General features: G+C 34.4%; 18 protein-coding genes. 10 read left to right on the top strand and 8 right to left on the bottom strand.

The features are described 5' to 3' along the window. Position 1 precedes the first annotated feature (1 nt). The 5 genes from ilvC to ACQY6M_RS14505 are packed head-to-tail and all read right to left on the bottom strand — an operon-like array spanning position 2 to position 6,372. Positions 2-1,504: a ketol-acid reductoisomerase gene (gene ilvC, locus ACQY6M_RS14525; RefSeq protein ID WP_428741095.1), complete on the bottom strand. Its 1,503-nt coding sequence runs from the start codon at positions 1,502-1,504 to the stop codon at positions 2-4. A gap of 24 nt (positions 1,505-1,528) precedes the next feature. Further along, a complete protein-coding gene (gene ilvN, locus ACQY6M_RS14520) occupies positions 1,529-2,056 on the bottom strand; it encodes an acetolactate synthase small subunit (protein WP_133535472.1) in 528 nt (175 codons plus the stop codon). A gap of 6 nt (positions 2,057-2,062) precedes the next feature. Next, the gene (gene ilvB, locus ACQY6M_RS14515; RefSeq protein WP_428741096.1) at positions 2,063-3,796 is read right to left on the bottom strand and encodes a biosynthetic-type acetolactate synthase large subunit; all 1,734 of its coding nucleotides are present in this window, start codon (positions 3,794-3,796) and stop codon (positions 2,063-2,065) included. Positions 3,797-3,806: 10 nt separating this feature from the next. Then, entirely contained in the window at positions 3,807-5,483 is a 1,677-nt protein-coding gene (ilvD, locus tag ACQY6M_RS14510; RefSeq protein WP_428741097.1) for a dihydroxy-acid dehydratase, read from the bottom strand. Position 5,484: 1 nt separating this feature from the next. Beyond that, entirely contained in the window at positions 5,485-6,372 is an 888-nt protein-coding gene (locus ACQY6M_RS14505; protein WP_428741098.1) for a branched-chain amino acid transaminase, read from the bottom strand. Between the two features lie 898 nt (positions 6,373-7,270). On the opposite strand from ACQY6M_RS14505, the gene ACQY6M_RS14500 reads away from it, so the two are divergent. The 10 genes from ACQY6M_RS14500 (at position 7,271) to ACQY6M_RS14455 (ending at position 18,766) form a co-directional block, all read left to right on the top strand. After that, positions 7,271-7,882, top strand: coding sequence for a GNAT family N-acetyltransferase (locus ACQY6M_RS14500; protein ID WP_428741099.1), 612 nt, complete (start codon positions 7,271-7,273; stop codon positions 7,880-7,882). Continuing rightward, positions 7,879-9,057 (top strand): argininosuccinate synthase, encoded by a 1,179-nt coding sequence (locus ACQY6M_RS14495; RefSeq protein WP_428741100.1) that lies wholly within the window; start codon positions 7,879-7,881, stop codon positions 9,055-9,057. The genes ACQY6M_RS14500 and ACQY6M_RS14495 overlap by 4 nt, the downstream gene beginning before the upstream one ends. A gap of 3 nt (positions 9,058-9,060) precedes the next feature. Beyond that, positions 9,061-10,038 (top strand): N-acetyl-gamma-glutamyl-phosphate reductase, encoded by a 978-nt coding sequence (gene argC, locus ACQY6M_RS14490; protein WP_428741101.1) that lies wholly within the window; start codon positions 9,061-9,063, stop codon positions 10,036-10,038. Between the two features lie 86 nt (positions 10,039-10,124). Further along, positions 10,125-10,922: a pyrroline-5-carboxylate reductase gene (gene proC, locus ACQY6M_RS14485; protein ID WP_428741102.1), complete on the top strand. Its 798-nt coding sequence runs from the start codon at positions 10,125-10,127 to the stop codon at positions 10,920-10,922. Then, entirely contained in the window at positions 10,922-12,070 is a 1,149-nt protein-coding gene (locus ACQY6M_RS14480) for an aspartate aminotransferase family protein (protein WP_428741103.1), read from the top strand. The genes proC and ACQY6M_RS14480 overlap by 1 nt, the downstream gene beginning before the upstream one ends. 251 nt (positions 12,071-12,321) lie before the next feature. Next, positions 12,322-13,257 (top strand): acetylornithine carbamoyltransferase, encoded by a 936-nt coding sequence (locus tag ACQY6M_RS14475; protein ID WP_428741104.1) that lies wholly within the window; start codon positions 12,322-12,324, stop codon positions 13,255-13,257. Next, positions 13,254-14,030, top strand: a complete 777-nt coding sequence (gene argB / locus ACQY6M_RS14470; protein ID WP_428741105.1) for an acetylglutamate kinase — start codon at positions 13,254-13,256, stop codon at positions 14,028-14,030. Before ACQY6M_RS14475 ends, argB begins: the two co-directional genes overlap by 4 nt. Next, positions 14,027-15,091 (top strand): M20 family metallo-hydrolase, encoded by a 1,065-nt coding sequence (locus tag ACQY6M_RS14465; protein WP_428741106.1) that lies wholly within the window; start codon positions 14,027-14,029, stop codon positions 15,089-15,091. Before argB ends, ACQY6M_RS14465 begins: the two co-directional genes overlap by 4 nt. Before the next feature lie 334 nt (positions 15,092-15,425). Further along, positions 15,426-16,700, top strand: coding sequence for an argininosuccinate lyase (gene argH, locus ACQY6M_RS14460; RefSeq protein ID WP_428741107.1), 1,275 nt, complete (start codon positions 15,426-15,428; stop codon positions 16,698-16,700). A gap of 161 nt (positions 16,701-16,861) precedes the next feature. Further along, positions 16,862-18,766, top strand: coding sequence for a tetratricopeptide repeat protein (locus tag ACQY6M_RS14455; RefSeq protein WP_428741108.1), 1,905 nt, complete (start codon positions 16,862-16,864; stop codon positions 18,764-18,766). 362 nt (positions 18,767-19,128) lie between these two features. Here ACQY6M_RS14455 and ACQY6M_RS14450 read toward each other — a convergent pair whose 3' ends face one another. The 3 genes from ACQY6M_RS14450 to ACQY6M_RS14440 are packed head-to-tail and all read right to left on the bottom strand — an operon-like array spanning position 19,129 to position 22,845. After that, positions 19,129-20,421: a DUF4302 domain-containing protein gene (locus ACQY6M_RS14450; protein WP_428741109.1), complete on the bottom strand. Its 1,293-nt coding sequence runs from the start codon at positions 20,419-20,421 to the stop codon at positions 19,129-19,131. Between the two features lie 19 nt (positions 20,422-20,440). Continuing rightward, positions 20,441-21,340 (bottom strand): zinc-binding metallopeptidase, encoded by a 900-nt coding sequence (locus tag ACQY6M_RS14445; RefSeq protein ID WP_428741110.1) that lies wholly within the window; start codon positions 21,338-21,340, stop codon positions 20,441-20,443. 17 nt (positions 21,341-21,357) lie between these two features. Beyond that, on the bottom strand, positions 21,358-22,845 hold the full coding sequence (locus ACQY6M_RS14440) for a RagB/SusD family nutrient uptake outer membrane protein (protein ID WP_428741111.1): 1,488 nt from the start codon (positions 22,843-22,845) through the stop codon (positions 21,358-21,360). Between the last annotated feature and the right edge of the window lie 8 nt (positions 22,846-22,853).

The following is a 22,853-nucleotide window of genomic DNA, read 5'->3' as shown; positions in this document are numbered from 1 at the left end:
ATTATGCTAAAACAGGTTCTTCTTGACTGACATTGGTTTTTATTACCTTCATAGCCGTCATTGCTTCTCGCAATTCTGCTCCTACTTTTTCAATAGGATGATTACGAATTGCTTTATTCACTTTAATTAATTCAAGATTATCTACTTCGTTGGTAGCACTGTATTCTTTTCCAATAACATCAGTATTTACCGATTTCATAAAATCAGTCAATAATGGTTTGGCAGCATGATCAAATAAGTAACATCCATATTCAGCAGTATCAGAAATAATACGGTTCATTTCAAACAACTTCTTACGTGCTACAGTATTGGCAATCAATGGTAACTCGTGTAACGATTCATAGTATGCCGATGCTGAAATAATTCCTGATTTCACCATCGTTTCAAAAGCTAATTCTACCCCAGCTTTTACAAAAGCAACTAATAAAGTTCCTTTATCAAAATAGGCTTGTTCTGAAATTTCTTCAGAAGTAGCGGCAGTTTTCTCAAATTGTGTTTCTCCAGTAGCCGCTCTCCATGTTAATAGATTTACATCATCGTTTGCCCAGTCTTCCATCATAGTTTTTGAAAAGTGTCCTGACATGATATCATCCATGTGTTTGTTAAATAATGGAGCTAACACTTCTTTTAATTCTTCGGAAAGTTGATAAGCTTTAATTTTTGCTGGGTTCGATAAACGATCCATCATATTCGTAATTCCCCCATGCTTTAATGCTTCTGTAATGGTTTCCCATCCATATTGAATGAGTTTAGAAGCATACGCTGGCTCTACTCCTTCTTCAACCATTTTATTGAATGATAAAATAGATCCCGTTTGTAACACTCCACATAAGATGGTTTGCTCTCCCATTAAGTCTGATTTTACCTCTGCAACAAACGATGATTCTAACACTCCTGCTTTATGACCACCTGTTGCATATGTATAGGCTTTTGCTTGTGCCAGTCCTTTATTCTCAGGATCATTTTCTGGGTGCACTGCGATTAATGTTGGCACTCCAAACCCTCTCAAATATTCCTCTCTTACTTCTGTTCCAGGACACTTAGGTGCAACCATAATTACGGTTAAATCCTTACGTACCTGCATGCCTTCTTCAACAATATTAAATCCGTGAGAATAGGATAAAGTCGCTCCTGATTTCATTAATGGCATTACTGCATTTACCACCTGTGTGTGCTGTTTATCGGGTGTTAAATTACAAACCAAATCAGCAGTAGGAATCAACTCTTCATAGGTACCTACTTCAAAACCGTGTTCTGTTGCATTTTTATATGATTGACGTTGTTCTTTAATGGCTGCTTCTCGTAATGCGTATGAAATATCTAACCCTGAATCGCGCATGTTTAACCCTTGGTTCAGTCCTTGTGCTCCACATCCTACAATTACCACTTTTTTGCCTTCTAATGCTGTAGTTCCTTCTGAAAATTCTTCAGCATTCATGAATCTACATTTTCCTAACTGTTCTAATTGTTCTCTAAGTGATAATTGGTTGAAATAATTTTTCATTTCTATTGTATTTGTGTTGTTTGTTTATGCTTTTATTAATTGTAATAATTTTGATACTGGCATTTCATCTTTCGTAATAGCTATTCTACCAGACCGAACAAATTGCATGATACCATGCTTATCTAAAATGTGATATAGTTCTTCTACTTCTTCTTTGGTTCCGGACTTTTCAAGAACAAAAAAGTTTTTGTTTATATTAATTACCCTTGATTTACTTTGGTTAATGATTGTTTGAATTTCATCATTTTGAATAAGTAAGTCTGTACTTAATTTAAACAAGCATGACTCTTGGTAAACTGTTGCTTCATCCGTATGATAAAAAGCTTTAATTACCTCTACTTGCTTTTCAATCTGACCAATGATTTTTTTAACTTGTTCCTCAGTAACCTTCACTAAAAGCGTAAATCTAGACACACTTTTAATTTCAGATTTTGATACGTTAACACTCTCTATATTCAAATGTCTTCGTAGGAATATTGCTGATATTCTGTTTAACAATCCAACATTATTTTCTGTATAAATTGAAATTGTATAGGTGTTTTTTGTATTCATATTTTCTTATTTTAATCGAACATCAGATACAGATGCCCCTGTTGGAATCATTGGAAATACGTTATCTTCCTTTTCTACACAAACTTCTAGGAAATAGGCTTTTTTGGATTGCATCATTTCTTGAACAGCTGTTGCTAATTCTTCTCTTTTAGTAACTCTATTAGCTGCTATATGATATCCTTTAGCAATGGCAACAAAATCAGGGTTTGTCATTACTGTAGAAGCATATCGTTTGTCAAAAAACAACTGCTGCCATTGTCGTACCATTCCTAAAAATTCATTATTCAGTACTACAATTTTAACCGCTGCTTTGGTTTGCAAAATCGTTCCTAGTTCTTGTATAGTCATTTGATAACCTCCGTCACCAATCACAGCTACTACTTCTCGCTCTGGAGTTCCCATTTTAGCACCAATCGCAGCAGGTAAGGCAAACCCCATAGTTCCTAATCCACCCGAAGTAATATTGCTTTTTGATTGGTTGAATTCTGCATAACGACTTGCTATCATTTGATGTTGACCCACGTCGGTAACTACAATGGCTTTTCCTTTAGAGGCTTCATTTATTTGCTTGATAACCTCTCCCATCGTTAATCCTTCTTTCGTTGGAAACAAATCATTTTTTATCACATTATCAAACTCTACCGCATCTAAATTTCGAAACTCTTGCAACCATTCTTTGTGTGATTTTTCTTCTAAAAGAGGAAGTGCTGCCGCTAAGGTTTCTTTTACGTTTCCTAAAACAGCTACATCTGTTTTTACGTTTTTATCTACTTCCGCAGGATCTATTTCAAAATGAACTATTTTAGCTTGTTTAGCATAACGACTTAAATCCCCTGTAACACGATCGTCAAAACGCATTCCGATGGCTATCAACACATCACATTCATTGGTCAATTTATTTGGACTGTAATTACCATGCATTCCTACCATACCTACATGCAAAGGATGCTTTGTTGGTAAAGCTGATAAACCTAACAAAGTACTTGCCGATGGAATTCCTGCTTTTTCTATAAATGTTTTAAATTCTTCTTCAGCTTCTCCAAGTATTACTCCTTGTCCCCAAATTACAAATGGTCTTTCCGCATTGTTAATCAACTCAGCAGCTGCTTCAACACTTTGGATATTCATACTCGGAACAGGTTGATAACTACGAACCGAAGTACATTTTTTGTATTCAAAATCAAATTCTTCAAACTGCGCATTTTTGGTGATATCAACCAACACAGGTCCTGGTCTTCCTGAACGAGCGATGTAAAATGCTTTTGCTATTACTTCAGGTATCTCACTCGCTTTGGTTATCTGATAATTCCACTTCGTTACTGGAGTTGAAATTCCCACAATATCCGTTTCTTGAAAAGCATCAGAACCTAATAAATGTGCTCCTACTTGTCCTGTGATACATACCATTGGCGTAGAATCTATCTGCGCATCGGCAATACCTGTAATTAAGTTGGTTGCACCTGGACCTGAAGTTGCTATAGCTACTCCTACTTTACCTGTAGCTCTAGCATAGCCTTGTGCTGCATGTGTAGCTCCTTGTTCGTGACGTGTTAATACATGGTGCAATTTATCTTGATATTTATACAGCTCATCATATACGGGCATGATAGCTCCTCCTGGATACCCATATAATAAATCGACTCCTTCTGCTAATAAACATTTTACTACAGCTTCTGCACCTGTAATGGTTACTCTCTGTTTTTTTTCTAGTTCTGTTTGTTGTTTCGTTTTTGTTTCCATAGTACAAGTGTTAAAATTCGTCGGTTACACATCCGTTAGATGCTGATGCTACTGTTCTTGCATATTTATATAGCACTCCTCTTTTTACTTTTAAAGGTGGCGCTGTCCATTCGTGTTTTCTTTTGATTAATTCATCTTCTGAAACATCAACATGAATCGTGTTTGTTTCTGCATTAATAGTTATAGTATCTCCATCTTTTACCAAAGCGATTACCCCACCTTCTTGGGCTTCTGGTGTGATGTGACCTACTACAAATCCATGGGTTCCTCCCGAGAAACGACCATCTGTAATTAAAGCAACATCTTTACCTAATCCTGCTCCCATAATAGCAGCTGTTGGTTTTAACATTTCTGGCATTCCAGGTCCTCCTTTAGGACCTTCATAACGAATTACCACAACGTCTCCTTTTTCAACTTTACCATCTCGTATTCCGTCATTAGCCTCATACTCTCCTTCAAAAACCTTTGCTTTTCCTGAAAAATACAATCCTTCCTTTCCTGTTATTTTCGCTACAGAACCTTCTTTTGCTAAATTTCCGTAGAGCATTCGCAAATGACCTGTAGCTTTAATAGGAGTTTCTAATGGTTTTACTACATCTTGTCCTTCTGTTAAACTAGGAACCGATGCTAAATTTTCAGCTAAAGTTTTTCCTGTTACGGTTAAACAATCTCCATGTAACAACCCTTTTTCCAACAAATACTTTAAAACTGCTGGTGTACCTCCTACTTTGTGTACATCTTCCATTAGGTATTTTCCACTAGGTTTTAAATCGGCTAAGAATGGAGTTTCATCTGAAATACGTTGAAAATCTTCCAAAGTAAACTGCACATCAGCTGCTTTTGCTATCGCTAAAAAGTGTAATACTGCATTGGTAGAACCTCCCATAACTGTTACCAATCGTACTGCATTTTCCAACGATTTTTTAGTAACGATGTCTGATGGTTTGATGTCTTTTTCAAGTAATACCCGTAACGCTTCTCCTGCATTGACACATTCTTGCTCTTTGTCGTTGCTAATCGCAGGGTTAGATGAATTGTAAGGTAAACTCATACCCAAAGCTTCAATTGCCGACGCCATAGTATTTGCGGTGTACATTCCTCCACAAGCTCCTGCCCCCGGGCATGCTTTTTCTATGACACTTTGATATTCTTTTTTTGTAATTGTTCCGGCAACTTTCTCTCCCCAAGCTTCAAAAGCGGATACAACATCTAACTTTTTTCCTTCATGACACCCAGACGCAATAGTTCCCCCGTATACTAAAACTGAAGGACGGTTTAAACGTAGCATTGCCATTAGGGCTCCTGGCATATTCTTATCACAGCCCACTACGGTTACCAATCCGTCATACGACATCGCTTGCACTACCGTTTCCATAGAATCGGCAATGACATCACGAGAAGGTAAAGAATAACGCATCCCTGGTGTTCCCATAGAAATTCCATCGGAAACACCTATGGTATTAAATATCAATCCTACTAAATCTGCATTTTCGGTTCCTTCTTTCACCAATTTTGCTAAATCGTTTAGGTGCATATTACACGGATTTCCTTCGTACCCCGTACTTGCAATTCCTACCAACGGTTTTTCCAAATCTGATTTTGACAATCCTATGGCATGCAACATCGCTTGAGCTGCTGGTTGAGTGTCGTCTTGCGTTACTTGTTTACTAAATTTGTTTAGTTCCATGTTAGCTTGCTTTTCGTTTTTGACGTAAGCCTAATACTTCGTATTTATATAATTTCATTAGTTTGTGTCCACATGATTTTTCCCACGCTAGTGGAAATTGATAATCGTCTAGCGATTGTAACCCTACTACTTCAGCTGCTGTTCCTGTGAAAAAGCAAGCGTCTGCATTTTTTAATTCTTCTAAAGTGAAATGCTTTTCTTCTACAGAAATTCCTTCTTCTTCACATAACTCAATTACCGTAGCACGTGTAATACCTGCCATGATATGGCCTCTAGGTGGTGTATATAGTTTCCCTTCTTTCTCCATAAAAATGTTAGCTCCTGAACACTCTGCTACATTACCATTCATATCTAATAACAATGCTTCGTCATAACCGTTATTTTTTGCTTCGTTCGTTGATAGTATTGAATTAATATAATGCCCTGTTACTTTAGCTTCTACAAAACATGACTTCGGATTCGGACGTTGGAACGAAGACGTTTTTACACGTAGTAATTTATCTCCCATATACTTACCCCACTCCCAACATTGAATAACTAAGTTGGTTTCTTTAGAAGTTAACAAACTCATGTCTGATCCTGTAGTGACTAGCGGACGGATGTAAGCATCTTTCAAACCATTACGTTCTAACAATTCGTAAGTAATTTGCGTTAGTTCTTCTTCTGAATACTCCAATTGAATATTCATGACTTCTGCTCCGTACTTTAGCCTTTTGTAATGCTCATATGGCTTAAAAATTTTCGCTCCTTCGTTAGTATTGTATGCTCTAATACCTTCGAAAACCCCATTTCCATAGTGTAAACTTTGACTATACAAGTTAGCGCTTGCGTCTGTGGCTTTGATAAATTCTCCGTTGTAATAAATTACTGTTTCTTCGTTGTAATACATTTTCCAGTTGTTTTGCTGTTCAAAATTATTTTTTGGTTTTTATTCTATTTTTTGTTTTTCAATATTTTAATGATTTCTAATTTATCTTTAAAAAATACAATCAATTAAAAATCAATAATTTAACTTTTTAACCTTATGATATTCACGGAATAAAAAAAGCCTGTATCTAGAGTTAGATACAGGCTTCCTTATAGGCAAAAACTATCTGTATCAACTCGGTGGAGAGCTAATAATGACAATAATAATTACCACGATGTTAAAAAATTGATTCATGTTTTTTGCAACTAAAAAAGGCTTCCTAAAATTTAGGAAGCCTTTTCAAAATTTATATAATTTAATAATAAAATACCACTTCCTTATCCTTGTGAAATAATCACAATGACAATAATAATAGAAATGATATTTAATACTTGTTTCTTCATTTGATGTCACAAATATTTAAAATTATTTTTTAGTTATCCTAATATTTTTTTGATTTTTTTATTTCACACTACCAAAAAACACCTTATAACCTACTGTTTTACTTGTGTTTACGAAAATTTTTATTTTTTATTTAGCATTTATCAAAATTTATTTTATAGATTTGCTGCATCATGAAAACAAATAAAATATACAACAATATACCCAGTTTTTTAGTGCGGTCTTACAACCGACGCTAGTCTTCCTTTTTCCCTAAACTGAGTATTGTATAATTTATTTTTTTATCTGTGATTTCAATCATTTACATTTTTATATCGTTACTAATTAGTGTTATTATTTTCAATAACGCAGTTATTGTACGACCTACTTTTATCCGACGTCGCCCGTAAGGGTGCTACTTTTTTGGGAACTCAGGTGCGTCCGGTTCTTCTTTCAAACCAAGGATTATTAACAAAAAATATATTTAAAATCAATTTCAATGAGAGTTGTTATTGCTGATCAATCGCATAGTAAGTATGCAGAAATTATTTGTCAAACTATTGACGAGGCTGCGCTGGTTAGAGGTACAGGAATTGCCAAAAGAAAACCAGAATATATTATTACAAAACTAGAAAATGGCAATGCTGTTATAGCGCTAGACGGAGACAAGTTCGCTGGCTTTTGTTATATCGAGGCTTGGAGCCATGGTAAGTTTGTAGCGAACTCTGGATTAATTGTGCATCCAGATTACAGAGGTATAGGTTTAGCCAAAAAAATTAAAAAAGTAGTTTTTGAGCATTCTAGAACCAAGTTTCCTAATGCCAAAATATTTAGTATTACTACTGGTTTAGCCGTAATGAAACTGAATAGCGAATTAGGCTATAAACCCGTTACTTTTTCTGAACTTACAGAAGATCAATCTTTTTGGAATGGTTGTCAAACCTGTAAAAACTATGATGTTTTACAACGTACTCAGCAAAAAATGTGTTTGTGTACTGGTATGTTATACGATCCTAACAAAAAAACTCAAAACGTAAAAGTTAAGGAGAAAGTCTTTCAAAGACTAAAAAGAATTAAGGAAACCATCTTCCTAAAAAAAGACAAAAAATGAAAAAATTAGTAATTGCTTACAGTGGCGGATTAGATACTTCGTACTGCGCAGTAAGCTTATCAAAACAAGGATATGAAGTTCATGCAGTTAGCGTGAATACTGGCGGATTTTCTTCAGAAGAAATTAAAAAGATTGAGCACAACGCTTACACAATGGGTACTGCAACCTATAAAAACATCAATGCAGTAACTGATTATTACAACAAAGTAATTAAGTACTTAATTTTTGGTAATGTGTTAAAGAACAATACGTATCCACTTTCTGTAAGTGCCGAAAGAATTATACAAGCTATAGAAATAGTAAACTATGCTAAGAGTATTGGTGCTAGCTATATTGCGCATGGTAGTACAGGTGCTGGAAATGATCAAGTGAGATTTGATATGATTTTTCAAACGATTGCTCCTGAAATTGAAATCATAACTCCTATTAGAGATTTACAGCTTTCAAGACAGGAAGAAATCGAGTATTTAAAAAGTAACGGTATTGATTTGTCTTGGGAAAAAGCTAAATATTCTGTCAACAAAGGTTTATGGGGAACCAGTGTAGGAGGCGAAGAAACTTTAACCTCAGAACACCCGTTACCAGAACACGCCTACCCTTCTCAAATAACAAAAACAGTACCTGAACAAGTAAAACTCTCTTTTCTAAAGGGTGAATTAACGGCTATTAATGATGACGAAAAAGCTCCTGTACAAAACATTGAGCAATTGAATGCCCTAGCTTCAAAATTCGGAATTGGTAGAGACATTCATGTAGGAGATACCATAGTAGGAATTAAAGGAAGAGTTGGTTTTGAAGCTGCTGCTGCGTTAATCACAATCAAAGCGCATCATTTGTTAGAAAAACACACCTTAACCAAATGGCAATTGCAACACAAAGAATATTTAGCAAGTTTTTATGGTATGCACCTTCATGAAGGTCAGTATTTAGACCCTGTGATGAGAGACATGGAAACCTTCTTCACAAATAGCCAAGCTAAGGTTACCGGCGACGTGTTTGTGACGCTAAAACCGTATCACTTTACCTTAGATGGAATTGATTCTCCTCACGATTTAATGAATGCCAAGTTTGGTAGTTACGGTGAACTAAACAAAGGATGGACTGCAGAAGATGCTAAAGGCTTCATCAAATTATTAGGAAATCAGAATAAGATATATCAACAAGTAAATAGCTAAATTATGATACAAGTAGGAATCATCGGAGGTGCTGGTTATACAGCAGGAGAGTTAATTAGGCTTTTGTTACAACATCCAAAAGCGACTATTAATTTTGTTTATAGCACTTCTAATGCTGGTAATAAGATAGCGAATGTACATCAGGATTTGGTAGGAAGCACTGAATTAGCATTTACCAATGAAATTAATACAGCAGTAGATGTACTGTTCTTATGTTTAGGACACGGAAATTCTAAACAATTTTTAGAAACACATACCTTTTCAAATCACACTAAAATTATCGATTTAGGAAATGATTTCAGACTGGAAGCAGACAGTACCTTTGAAGGAAAAGAGTTTGTATATGGTTTACCTGAATTTCAAAAAGAAGCCATACAAAACGCTTCTTATATTGCCAATCCAGGTTGTTTTGCTACCGCTATTCAACTTGGGTTACTACCTTTAGCCAATGCAGGTTTGTTACAAGATGATGTGCATATCAATGCGGTTACTGGTGCTACTGGAGCAGGAACTTCATTATCTTCTACTACGCATTTTACGTGGAGAGACAACAATTTTTCCTACTATAAACCTTTCACGCATCAACATTTAGGAGAAATCAATCAAACCTTACATACGCTTCAATCAAATTTTGAATCGGAGGTGTTATTTCTTCCTAACAGAGGAGACTTTTCCAGAGGTATTTACGCTACGCAATACACTCATTATGAGGGAACCTTAGACGAAGCGAAACAATTATATACAGAGTATTATAAAGATGCTGTTTTTACGCATATGGCAGACCAAGAGCTACATTTAAAACAAGTCGTCAATACCAATAAGTGTTTAATTCATGTGCACAAACACGAAGATAAATTACTAATAACCAGTGTTATTGATAATTTATTAAAAGGAGCTTCTGGGCAGGCAATTCAGAACATGAACCTGATGTTTGGTTTTCAAGAAGATACAGGATTACAACTAAAAGCTAATTATTTTTAACCCTCGCAGAGGGATTAGGTAAACCAAGATGAATAACTTTATTTAAAGAAGTGAATCATATAAAAATATAAACTAAACTTTTTCAGATGAAAATAGCAATTATAGGAACAGGTAATTTAGGAAAATCAATCGCTAAAGGATTGATACAAAACAACTCGTTTACACAGCTTTTCTTAACTAAAAGAAATACGGAAGAGCTAAATGAATTTAAAAATACCCCGAGTGTTTTTATAACTTCTAATAACGAGGAAGCTATTGCGCTGTCAGATATCATCATTTTTGCGGTGCAACCTAGGCACTTTGAAGGCGTTTTAAAAGAAATTGCTTCTGTACTTACTGATAAGCATATCCTAATTTCTACCATTACTGGATTTTCTATAGAAAAAATGGAAAGTCTTATCGGTTCTAATTCCTTTATTATGAGAGCTATGCCTAATACGGCTATTGCTGTGGGCAAGTCTATGACCTGTATTTGTAGTAATACTCAAGGAAAAGCACACTTACAAACGGCTACAGCTATTTTCAATCAATTAGGTACTTCAATGGTAGTTCCAGAAAGTCAAATGCAAGCTGCTACCGTAGTATGCGCCAGCGGTATTGCTTTTTGGATGCGTTTGATACGTGCTACCACACAGGCAGCTATTCAGCTAGGTTTTGATGCCAAAGAAGCACAAGAATTAGCGATGCACACCAGCGAAGGTGCTGCCAGCTTATTAATCGCTACAGGAAATCATCCTGAAGAAGAAATAGACAAAGTAACTACTCCTAAAGGTTGTACTATTGAAGGTTTGAATGAAATGGAACACAAAGGTTTAAGTGCTGCTTTAATACAGGGAATGGTTGCTTCATTCAACAAAATTAACACCATAAAAAAAGAAAACTAATGAGTTTATTTGACGTATATCCTTTATATAATATTACTCCAGTTACTGCCAACGATGTATATGTATATGACGATAAAGGCACTAAATATTTAGATTTATATGGCGGACACGCTGTAATCTCTATCGGGCACTCACACCCTACGTATGTAAAAAATGTTAGCGAGCAAGTAAGTAAACTAGGCTTTTACAGCAATGCCATTCAAAATCCGTTACAGGTTGCATTGGCTGACCGGCTAGAAAAACTATCGGGCTGTAAAGACTATCAGTTATTCTTATGTAATTCGGGAGCTGAGGCTAATGAGAATGCTTTAAAACTAGCCTCTTTTCACACAGGAAAACAAAAAGTAATTGCCTTTAAAAACTCGTTTCACGGGCGTACTTCTGCTGCGGTGGCTGCTACAGACAATCCAAAAATCATAGCACCTATCAATGCACAACAAGAGGTTATCTTTTTAGAGTTTGAAGATTTAGCAGGTGTTGAAAAGGCTTTACAGAACAATGATGTTTGCGCCATTATTATTGAAACCATTCAAGGCATTGGAGGATTAGACGAAGCTTCAACAGCTTTTTATAAAGGATTGGAAAACTTGTCCCAACAATACAACACCGTGCTTATTGCTGATGAAATTCAGTGCGGTTTTGGTAGAACAGGTGATTTTTTTGCTTTTCAAAAGCATGGAATTACGCCACATATTATTTCTATGGCAAAAGGAATGGGGAACGGATTTCCTGTAGGTGGAATTTTAATTCATCCGAGTATACAAGCTTCACATGGATTGTTAGGAACTACCTTTGGTGGTAACCATTTAGCTTGTGCTGCCTCTTTAGCAGTCCTTGACACTATAGAAAAAGAACAGTTGATGAAAAATGTACAGGAAGTTTCCACCTACTTTATCGAACAAATTTCAACCATTCCACAACTAAAAGCTGTAAAAGGAAGAGGCTTAATGTTAGGTTTGGAATTTGATTTTCCTATTGCCAACTTAAGAAAATCATTATTATTCAATCAGCATGTTTTTACGGGAAGTGCTAAAAATCCTAACCTACTTAGAATTTTACCTTCCTTAACCTTACAAAAGGAACATGTAGATGCATTTATCATCGCCTTAAAAAAGAACTTAACAATGAAATTTATTCTGAATAGTTAGTTTTCATGAGATAACCACGTCGCTACCGCTCCTCATTATAACGTCATTGCGAGCAAAGCGTGGCAATCTAACTATTAACAATTCAAAACAAAATAACCTATGCAACAACTAAAATCACGGAAAAGCTTTTTATATACAACAACACAATTAATAATGAAGCATATTAACAACCTTATTACCAATCCCGAAGCTTCGGGATGATGTAATAACCACATAAAGATTGTCAAACAGACAATCAACCCAAAATAATCATGAAAAAATATACCACTATAAACGATATTGAGAATCTTTCAGATACCATTCAAAAAGCAATTCAATTAAAAAAGAACCCTTATCAGTTTGCTGATTTAGGACAACACAAAACCCTAGTTATGCTATTCTTTAATGCTAGTTTACGTACTAGATTAAGTACTGAAAAAGCAGCTAAAAACTTAGGAATGCAAGTAAGTGTATTAAACATTACCAATACTTGGAACATGGAGTTTGAAGATGGAACTGTAATGAACTTAAACACTTCGGAACATATTAAGGAGGCTGCTAAAGTGATTTCTCAATATGCCGACATTATTGCGGTTAGGGCTTTTCCTTCTTTAGAAAACAAGGAAAAAGACAGAACTGAAACAGTACTCAACAGTTTTGTTAAATATGCCACAGTGCCTATTGTGAATATGGAAAGTGCTACTGACCACCCGTTACAAGCGTTGGCAGACGCGATTACCATTACGGAAGCTAAAACGGTGAGTAAACCAAAAGTAGTACTATCATGGGCGCCGCATCCAAAAGCCTTGCCTCATTCTGTAGCTAATGCATTTGTACACATGATGCATAAAATGGAGGTTAATTTTGTAATTACCCATCCAAAAGGATATGAGCTAGATCCAGAAATCACGCAACAGTTTCCTATCGAATACGATCAAGAAAAAGCTTTTGAGAATGCCGATTTTATCTATTCTAAAAACTGGAGTTCGTTTAATGAGTATGGTAAAATACTGAACGAAGACCCCAACTGGATGATTACTCAGGAAAAAATAGGTACTGCTAAATTTATGCACTGTTTACCTATTAGAAGAAATGTGGTAGCTGAAGATGCTGTGTTAGATAGTGAGAATTCTCTTGTTATTGAACAAGCCAACAACAGAACCTTTGCTGCTCAAATAATTTTACAACAAATTTTAGGAGAATTATGAAAACCATAAAGATTGTTAAAATAGGCGGAAACATTATTAACGACGAAAAAACTTTGAACAATTTCTTAGCTAATTTCGCTCAGTTAAAAGGTCCGAAAGTGTTGGTTCATGGTGGAGGAAAATTAGCTTCTGAACTAGCCAGTCAGCTCAACATTCCGGTAACAATGATTGAAGGCAGACGTGTAACTGATACACAAACTTTAGACGTGATTACTATGGTATATGCTGGAAAAATTAACAAACAAATTGTAGCACAGTTACAAGCGCACAACACCAATACTGTAGGCTTTACGGGAGCTGACGGAAATACGATTGTATCTGTAAAACGTCCTGTAAAACCTATTGATTATGGATTTGCAGGCGACGTTGTTACCGTAAATCCGCAAATACTAATCGTATTAATTAATAACGAAGTAACGCCTGTGTTTTGTGCCATTACGCACGATGCTAACGGACAGTTATTGAACACAAATGCAGATACCATAGCCTCAGAAATTGCTATAGGTTTATCTGCACATTTTAATACAGAATTGTATTACTGTTTTGAAAAGTCAGGAGTATTAACCGATATTGACAACAATGACTCAGTAATTGAACACATCAATACTGAAACTTATACACAATTAAAAACTAACGGTGTTATTTTTGAAGGAATGCTTCCAAAGCTAGACAATTGTTTTCACGTCTTACAACACAATGTACATAAAGTACATATAGGTAATACCGATATGGTATTCAATCCAACGATTAAACACACCTCATTAACATTATGACGATACAAGAACTTACTATAAATGCCATTAACCTATTAAAAAACCTAATAGAAACGCCTTCATTTTCTTCGGAAGAAGACCTAACCGCGCAACTGTTAGAAAACTGGTTTCAAGAATACAATATTCCGTATACCAGAACCCAGAACAATGTATGGTCTATAAACAAGCATTTTGTTGCTAACAAACCTACGTTATTACTCAACTCGCACCACGATACGGTAAAACCTAATAACGGCTATACCAAAGATCCGTTTAAAGCTATTGTAGAAGATAGCAAACTCTACGGGTTAGGTAGTAATGATGCTGGTGGATGTTTAGTTTCGTTATTGGCGACCTACACCCACTTCTACCAAAAAGAAAACTTGACTTACAACCTTGTTTTTGCAGGAACTGCCGAGGAAGAAAGCAGTGGCCCTAACGGTTTAAACGGATTACTAAAAACTTTACCAAAGATTGATGTAGCTATCGTAGGAGAACCTACTTTAATGAATTTAGCTATTGCTGAAAAAGGTTTGGTCGTTTTTGATGCTGAGGTAAAAGGAACCCCTAGTCATGCAGCACATCCGAATCACGATAATGCTATTTATAACACTATTAAAGTATTGCAGTGGTTTAAAGATGTTGAATTTGAAAAAACATCAGAAACTTTAGGAGATGTAAAACTCACGGTAACACAAATCAATGCAGGAAAACAACACAATGCTGTTCCTTCCGAAGTAAAATTGGTAATCGATGTTCGTGTAAACGACAAGTATACCAATCAAGAAATCAGTGACTTTTTAAAGCGAAACGCACCTTGTAAAATTCAGCCTAGAGGGTTGCATTTAAACTCCTCATCTATTCCAGTGGAACACCCATTAGTACAAGCAGGTATTACTTTAGGAAGAGAAACCTATGGTTCTCCTACCCTATCTGACCAAGCTGTGTTGAGTTGTCCGTCGTTAAAATTAGGTCCTGGAGACAGTACACGTTCACATACCGCTGATGAGTTTATTTATCTGAAGGAAATTGAAGAAGGAATTGAATTGTATATACAGTTGTTGGGAAAAGTAGTTCGGTAGGCAGTTGTTGGTTGCTGACCATTGGCTTTTAGCTACTAGCACAAAACAACAAACTAACCATCATTCCGAACGGTAGAGAGGAATCTCATTAAAAAGAGTAACAAACATACTTAAGATTTCTCCCTCTGGTCGAAATGACAACAAACAATAAAAAGAGTCAAGAACAAAGACCTATAGATAAGTCTTTGCTCTAACAGCGAAGCGGTCTATTCTCTTGGCTCTAAAACAACCGTCATTCCGAACGAGGTACGAGGAGGAATCTCAAAAAAATGAGTTACTAATAACTTTAAGACCTCTCACATACGTTCGAGGTGATAAATAAAAAACTAAGAATATGAAACTTTGGGACAAAGGTTTATCCATAGATAAAAAAATAGAACATTTCACTGTTGGAAATGATAGAGAAATCGACACACACATCGCTCCGTATGATTTGCAAGCATCATTAGCACATGCTAAAATGTTAGTATCCATTGGTATTATTACTGTGGAACAATTAGAGCAATTAACTACTGGAATTGCTACGTTACAACAGCAAATTGAAGACGGTACTTTTATAATTGATGCTCAATTTGAAGATGTACATTCTAAAATTGAGTTTGAATTGACTAAAATGTATGGTGATGTTGGCAAGAAAATACATACCGCACGTTCAAGAAACGATCAGGTTTTGGTGGCGTTACAATTGTATTATAAAGACAACCTACAATCGATTTCCAACAAAACAAAAACGCTATTTAATACATTATTACAGCTAGCAGAGCAATACAAAACCAAGCTATTACCAGGCTATACTCACTTACAAGTTGCAATGCCTTCTTCGTTTGGATTATGGTTTTCTGCTTATGCTGAATTGCTAATTGACGATTTGTACATGGTTAATGCAGCGTTAAAAACAGTAGATCAAAATCCGTTAGGTTCTGCTGCTGGATATGGTAGTTCTTTTCCTATTGATAGAGAATTCACCACAAAAGAACTAGGCTTTGAAACCTTAAAATACAATGTGGTTGCTGCACAAATGAGTAGAGGAAAAAGTGAACGTACACTTACCATGGCATTAGGAAGTGTGAGTAACACTTTAGCTCGTTTTGCGATGGACATTTGCCTGTACATGAGTCAGAATTTTGATTTTGTCTCTTTCCCAGATGAATTGACTACAGGTAGTAGTATTATGCCGCATAAAAAGAATCCTGATGTGTTTGAATTGATTAGAGGAAAATGCAATAAAATTCAAGCTTTATATACAGAAGCCTTATTAATCACTAACAATTTACCAAGTGGTTATCATAGAGATTATCAGTTATTAAAAGAAAATATCATCAATGCTTTTGAAGAGTTAAAAGATGTACTAGATATTTTTGATTACGCTATTCAGCAAGTTATTGTAAAAGATATTGACTTACAGGATGAAAAATACAAATATCTATTCACAGTAGACAATATCAATACGCTTGTTGAAAACGGAATGAGTTTTAGAGAAGCCTACCAAAAAATTGGTGGGGAAGTAAACAACGGAACCTATACTCCAAATACCTCTAAAAAACATACGCATGTGGGTAGTATTGATAATTTGTGTTTGGATGATATTCGTAATAAGTTAAACTTTTAATTTTTAAGGAACATTGCTTCCTCTCTATATTTATTCTTACAGTGTGGAAGCAATACTTTCTATAGCCTTTCTAATATCATTTTTGTAATTTAGCTATAGGAAGAAATAATAATCTCCTTTAAAACATTTCTTTTTGTTTTAAAGTTTGTAATCATATTTTAATGCGCGATTGGTATAAAGCATGTAAACATTTAATTATAGATATAAAACTAGGTTTAGCATTACTTATTTTTTTATCCATAACCTCAATTTCATACTCTCAACTTGATTCAGATACTAAAATCATCAACAATCTTGAAACCCAATTAAAACAGGCGAATAAGGAAGATAAATTACAAATACTTCTTCAGCTTTGTAGTTATTATGTAGAAAAAGATTCTGGAAAATGTGTTTTGTATGGGAAACAAGCACTAGAACTTTCAAGAGAATTAAATAACCCAAGAGCAGAAGTTGAAGCGCTTACTTTTTTGGGGCGTGAAAATTCAAACATCGGCAACTATTTTGAAGCCTTACAGAAGTTTAAAACCGCCAAGAAAATTGCAGTTGATAAACAATTAGAAGATAATATCATTAGTACCTTAAATGAAATAGGAATCACTTATTTTCATTTAGGAATGTATAACAATGCTTTAGAATATTATTTTGAATCTTTAAATAAAGCAAAAGAATTGAATAGGATTGATAGAATAGCTCAACTTCAAAACAACATTGCTATTATTTATTCTATTTACGAAGATTACGATAATGCTTTAAAATGGTTTAATAGTCTTATTGATATCTACACTAAAGAAAATAAAGAAATGTTGAAGGCAAAAACCCTTGTAAACATTTCTAACATATACACCTTAATGGGGGATTACGACAAAAGTATGGAAAGCATAGAAAAAGCTATACCCGTATTTACCAAACTTGGAGAAAGTCAAATGCTCACCACTGCTTTTAATAGTTTAGGAGATATTTTTTTAGGAAAAGAGAATCTTCTAAATGCTTATTTAAACTATAACAAATCTCTTGAAATTTCTGAGACCATTAAATACGCTAGAGGAATTATTGTTGCTTCTCATAATTTAGGGAGGTACTATTTAGCTTCAAAAGATTATGATAAAGCTATCTTATTTTTTGAAAAATCACTAGCTCTTTCTATTCAAAATAAAGATAGAGAACATATTAAAGATAACTACAGAGAACTAGCAGATGCTTATGCTCACACAGGCGATTATAAAAAAGCTTTAGAAAGTAAAAATCATTTTATTGTTTACAATAATCAGATTTATAACGATAAAACACAAAAACAGATAAACGAACTTAAAATTAAATATGAAACTGAAAAGAAAGAAGAAGAAATTAAAAATTTAGAATTGAATGTAAAACGTCAACAACGAAACTTAATCATACTTATAGTAGGGCTACTTGTTATTTCTTTTTTAATTTTCAGAAACTTAAACCTTCATCGTAAAAGTTTAAAACGAGACAACCTATTACTTGAACAAGAAAAAGAAATAGACAAACTAGCACTAGAAAAAATTAATGCTGAAAAAAAGAAACAAGATTTAGAAAACTTACGCTTACAAGAAGAAATACAAGCCAAAGAAGAAATAAACAAATTAAGAAAGCAGAAATACAAAACAGAAATAAAGCTAAAAGAACGAGAGCTTACAACCAATGCTTTGCATATAGTTAATAAAAATGAGGCTCTACAAACTGTAAAAGAATCTGTTTCTGCTGCCATGGAAAATGCAAAAAGTGCTGAGGTAAAAAAGGCTTTAAAATCACTTGTAAAAAGTATTGACAGTAATATTAACTTAGATAAGGATTGGGAAAACTTTAAAATTCATTTTGAAGGTGTTCATCAAGGATTTTTTAAAGAACTTGTTGCTAAACACCCTGACTTGAATGCTAACGAACTTCGTTTTTCTGCTTACTTACGTCTTAATTTAGACACTAAAGAGGTTGCTAGGGTTCTTAACATATCAGTTAATGCTGTTGAGAAAAGACGCTATCGACTTAGAAAAAAGTTCGACTTGAACCCGAAAGATAGTCTGTACGAATATCTTAGTAACTTTTAATTCCACTAAGTGAATTTAATTTCCCAATACTTCAAATGAATTAAGTTTTTTTACTAATATCCTGTAGATTTACTTAAAGGTAGTTGATATTATTTCGCTTTATTATAGCACTCTATAAAGTGATTTAATTTTAAATGAAGTAGTGAGAAGTATTAGAGTAGTTCTTGATACAATTTGTACCAAGTGATTATGAGATAAAAATTACTTGAACTGACATTGTACAAAACATCTGTATAAATCAGATAATTCAAGATTTACAGTACTTTATTGAAAATGGGTAAAGGCATTAACACCCCATAGTTAACACCCTTACCCTCAATTCAAATTAATTAACACAATTTTTTTCTTTTTCAACACAAATATTAATCGAAAACATCACTATCAAAGCGCATATAAATACTCGGATCGGAATTGCTTACTAAATAGCATCGTTTACCAAAATCATCTTTTGTTATTGGTACAACTGTCCAACCATTCGGGTCAAAAAGTATGCTGTATAATGCTTGAACTCCTGTATTACTTGTTATAGTTGCTTCGTCATAATCTCTACTACTAAAACCTCCATCGTGAAACACAACACTATCCTCTCCTATTTTTTCAAACTCAGATACATCCCAAGAAAAAGAAGAATAATCTTCAAAAAAAGTTTTAAACTCCTGATAAGCTGGAATAGCTCTATAAGCTGAATAATAAAAATATTGAAGTTTTGCTATGGTAAACATTTCCTGAATTTGACTAAGTAGTTTAGGGCTATCAAAAGAGCTATAAACAAATGCTGTAGAAAAATATAAATCTGCTGCATCCTTAAAAACTACAGGTGACTCATCTTTAAAAGCAATTTCTCCATTTACTCCCGGATCTATTACAGTATACTTACTATATGCCTCATCAAACTTAAAGCATCGTACCTTTTTTCCTCCTCCCATATCAATAGGTTCATAAAACTCAAAACCTTCAGCCGAGAAGTTTACTCCCATGTTAAACTCTTCTGGTTGTCCACTTTCATTCATATAGTAACAATATACACGACGTGTATCTTCATAAAATACCAACACATATTCTCGTGTACCTCCTTCAACCGATAACACATTGTAAAATGAATGTACTCCAGGAACCTCTTTTAAAGTAGTTTCCATCGTTTTAAAAGTGTTTATATCTTGCCAATCTTGTTCTTTAGCTTTGGTAAATGTTACAGGAACACCTCTTATTTTTCCTTTAAAATAAATTTCATTCCCATCATCTGAAACTCCTAGATATATTAACTCTTGTTCTCCTCCTAATCCTTGGCCTGCTTGTCCTACTTCAGGATCTGTCATTTTTGAAAACAACGAATATGTGTCAAACTTTAATGTAGGACCGTCAATTGCTTTTACTGAATAATAACTAAGGTTATTTTCTTCTCTAATATCCCAAACCATTTCTACAGTTTCATCTGTATTGAACTTAAATACAAAAGAGAAACCTCCAAACACTTCTGGATTTGGGTAATAATTAGTTGTCCATCCATGTTCTGAAGACACTAATAAGTTCTTTAATTCTGATACCTTTTCGTTAACTCTTACGTCGGCAGGAGCATCAAAAACTTCTGTAGTGTTATCACTACAACCGTACAGTAAAAATGTAATACTGGTAAGTATATATATTATTTTTTTCATGATATTTCGTTTATATTTTTTATGGTAACCTGTTAGCGATTTCTTCTTGCAAATTGTACATATCAATATTCCATACTTGCAAAAAGTAGTTTATCATAATGTCTTGTTTTTCTCTTAACAAGCTTTTTGCTTTATTGGTTTTTTCCTCGTCAATTACATAGGTAAAAGTGGTCCAATCAAAAATTGGATTTCCATATTCATCTAGTTTGTATACCTGAATACCATCTATAAGTTCATTCCAATCAGTTTTTGAACGTAATAAAAACTCAGAAGCCATTTCAACAAAATCTTCATCAGGACTTTTCATTGAGTAAGGTGTTATAAACCCTTTACTCAACGCTTCCTTGTTTGAAAAATTAAACCATGTTGTTGTATAACTTGGAGTTAATTCTTGATACTCTACAGGGTACACAACCTTTTGATGTAAGATATGAGCAAATTCATGATGAATGGTTTTTAAACTACTTAATAGCTCTTTATCATCATCTTCTTCCATATAATTAAGATCGAAAATGGTAATCTTTCTACCTCCTTCAGCTTGCCCTAATACAATAGATCCATTTGCATTATAATTATGACTACCTACCAAAACAATTAGTTTAGGAATGTAGGTTTTTACAAAGTCTGCTCCTCCATGGATAATATAAGGTTCAATCCAAAGCTCTTTTATTGATTCTAAAAAAGGAATCACTCTATCAACTTCAGGTGGAGTTAATGGTCGTGAATTATCTAATTCTGAATCATCCCAACGATACTTTACTTCAATATTATATGGAGTTGTGTAATTATCACGAATCCATTGATCTATATAGTTTAATTGTGGAGTGGAAGTATCAATTAATGAATCTCCTAACTCTTCTTGAGTACAAGAAGTTATAAGCATAACTCCTGTAATTAAAAGGCATATTATTTTTTTCATAATTTCTAGATTTTAAATTAACGAGGGTTTGGAGTTATACCTGCTGCAATTGCCGACGATGGTATTTGTAGCACTTTTCTTGCATCATTACCTTGTAATACCAACTCATTACCGTTAAAAGTTTTGTGTACTACTGGCATGTGGAATCTTCGAATATCAAACCATCTCATTCCTGAGTGAATAAAATCACGACGTCTCCAGTCTAAAATAAATTTTAAATAATCCATTTTTTCTTCTGCTATCGGATAATGTGCTGTTAACTGAGTAGTATCATCCTCGTATATTGATCGGATTTCTTCTTCATCAATAGGATTAGATGGATCATAATTTGTAGATCTTTTGCTATAAAAAGCATCTAAATCTAACAATGCCGAAGCATAATCACCTTTCATAACTTGTGCTTCTGCTCTATTAAAAAGTACCTCTTCCATTACAAATAAAGGAGCCATTAACATTGGATATCCTACATTCGCATTAGCTCCGCCCACTCGTTTAAAATACTCTTCGTACTTATGAATATGGAACAATGTTTCTGACCCCACTACTCTGTATCCAAGACTAAAAGCATTAATAGGAGAATCAAATAACTCTTCTTTAATATCATTTACTAAGGCATATCTATATACAATGTATCCTCTAGCCCATAAAGAGTGTGTACTTGATAATAACAAATTAGCAGGTTCATCAGCTTTGGTGTATGCTGCTCCCATTTCATTAACCGTATAGCTTTGGTATACACCATTCCAATCTCTTAATTTACTTGCAGGATTAGCTCCTAAAACAAAGTTTGCATGTTCAATTACCTTATCCCATTCACCTTTATACAAATAAAAACGGCTTGCAAAAGCATGCGCTGCTGCTTTCGTAAAATGGTATTTTGGCACACTGTAAACATCATCTTTAATTAATTTAATTCCTTCAACAATATCTTGTTCTAAACTGGTATAAATCTCTTCAACTGTTGCTCTCTTGTATGTTTTAAAAACTGTAGTTTCTGGTTCAGTTACTAACGGAACTCCTAAATCTGAACTTGCAGTTGCAGGATCATAATGCTTAGCAAATAGATTTACCAACATAAAGTGAGAATACGCTCTTGCTAATAAAGCTTCTCCTTTTTGTGCTGAATAGTTTGCTGGATCATCTACCTCTTCTATTACTTTTAAAGCCTCATTAGCATGCGCAATAGCTTTATAACAAGCGTTCCAATAGAAAGTGGGGGTACCATGCTCTACTGTAGTATGGTCTTTCCAGAAAAACGCTTCAGAATTCTCCAATCTATCTTGAATGTAATCACCTTTCTCTTTATCTCCTGCATTATCTGTCATGGTTTCCGTAAAGTTCATATGTGTAGCATCAGGGTATGCAGATACTAACAACTCACTTACTTTTTCAGGTGAATCTAACGTTGCTCGGTTATCAGGTACAGTCTCTAAATAATCACTACACGAAAAAAACAATCCGCTTATAGCAATTAAAGACCATACATATGTTTTAAATTTTTTCATAATTTCTA

It is taken from the genome of Tenacibaculum sp. (genome assembly GCF_050290165.1).
GTDB lineage: Bacteria > Bacteroidota > Bacteroidia > Flavobacteriales > Flavobacteriaceae > Polaribacter.
The sequence above is the reverse complement of the archived record's forward strand: the minus strand, read 5'-3'. Positions and strand labels throughout refer to the sequence as shown.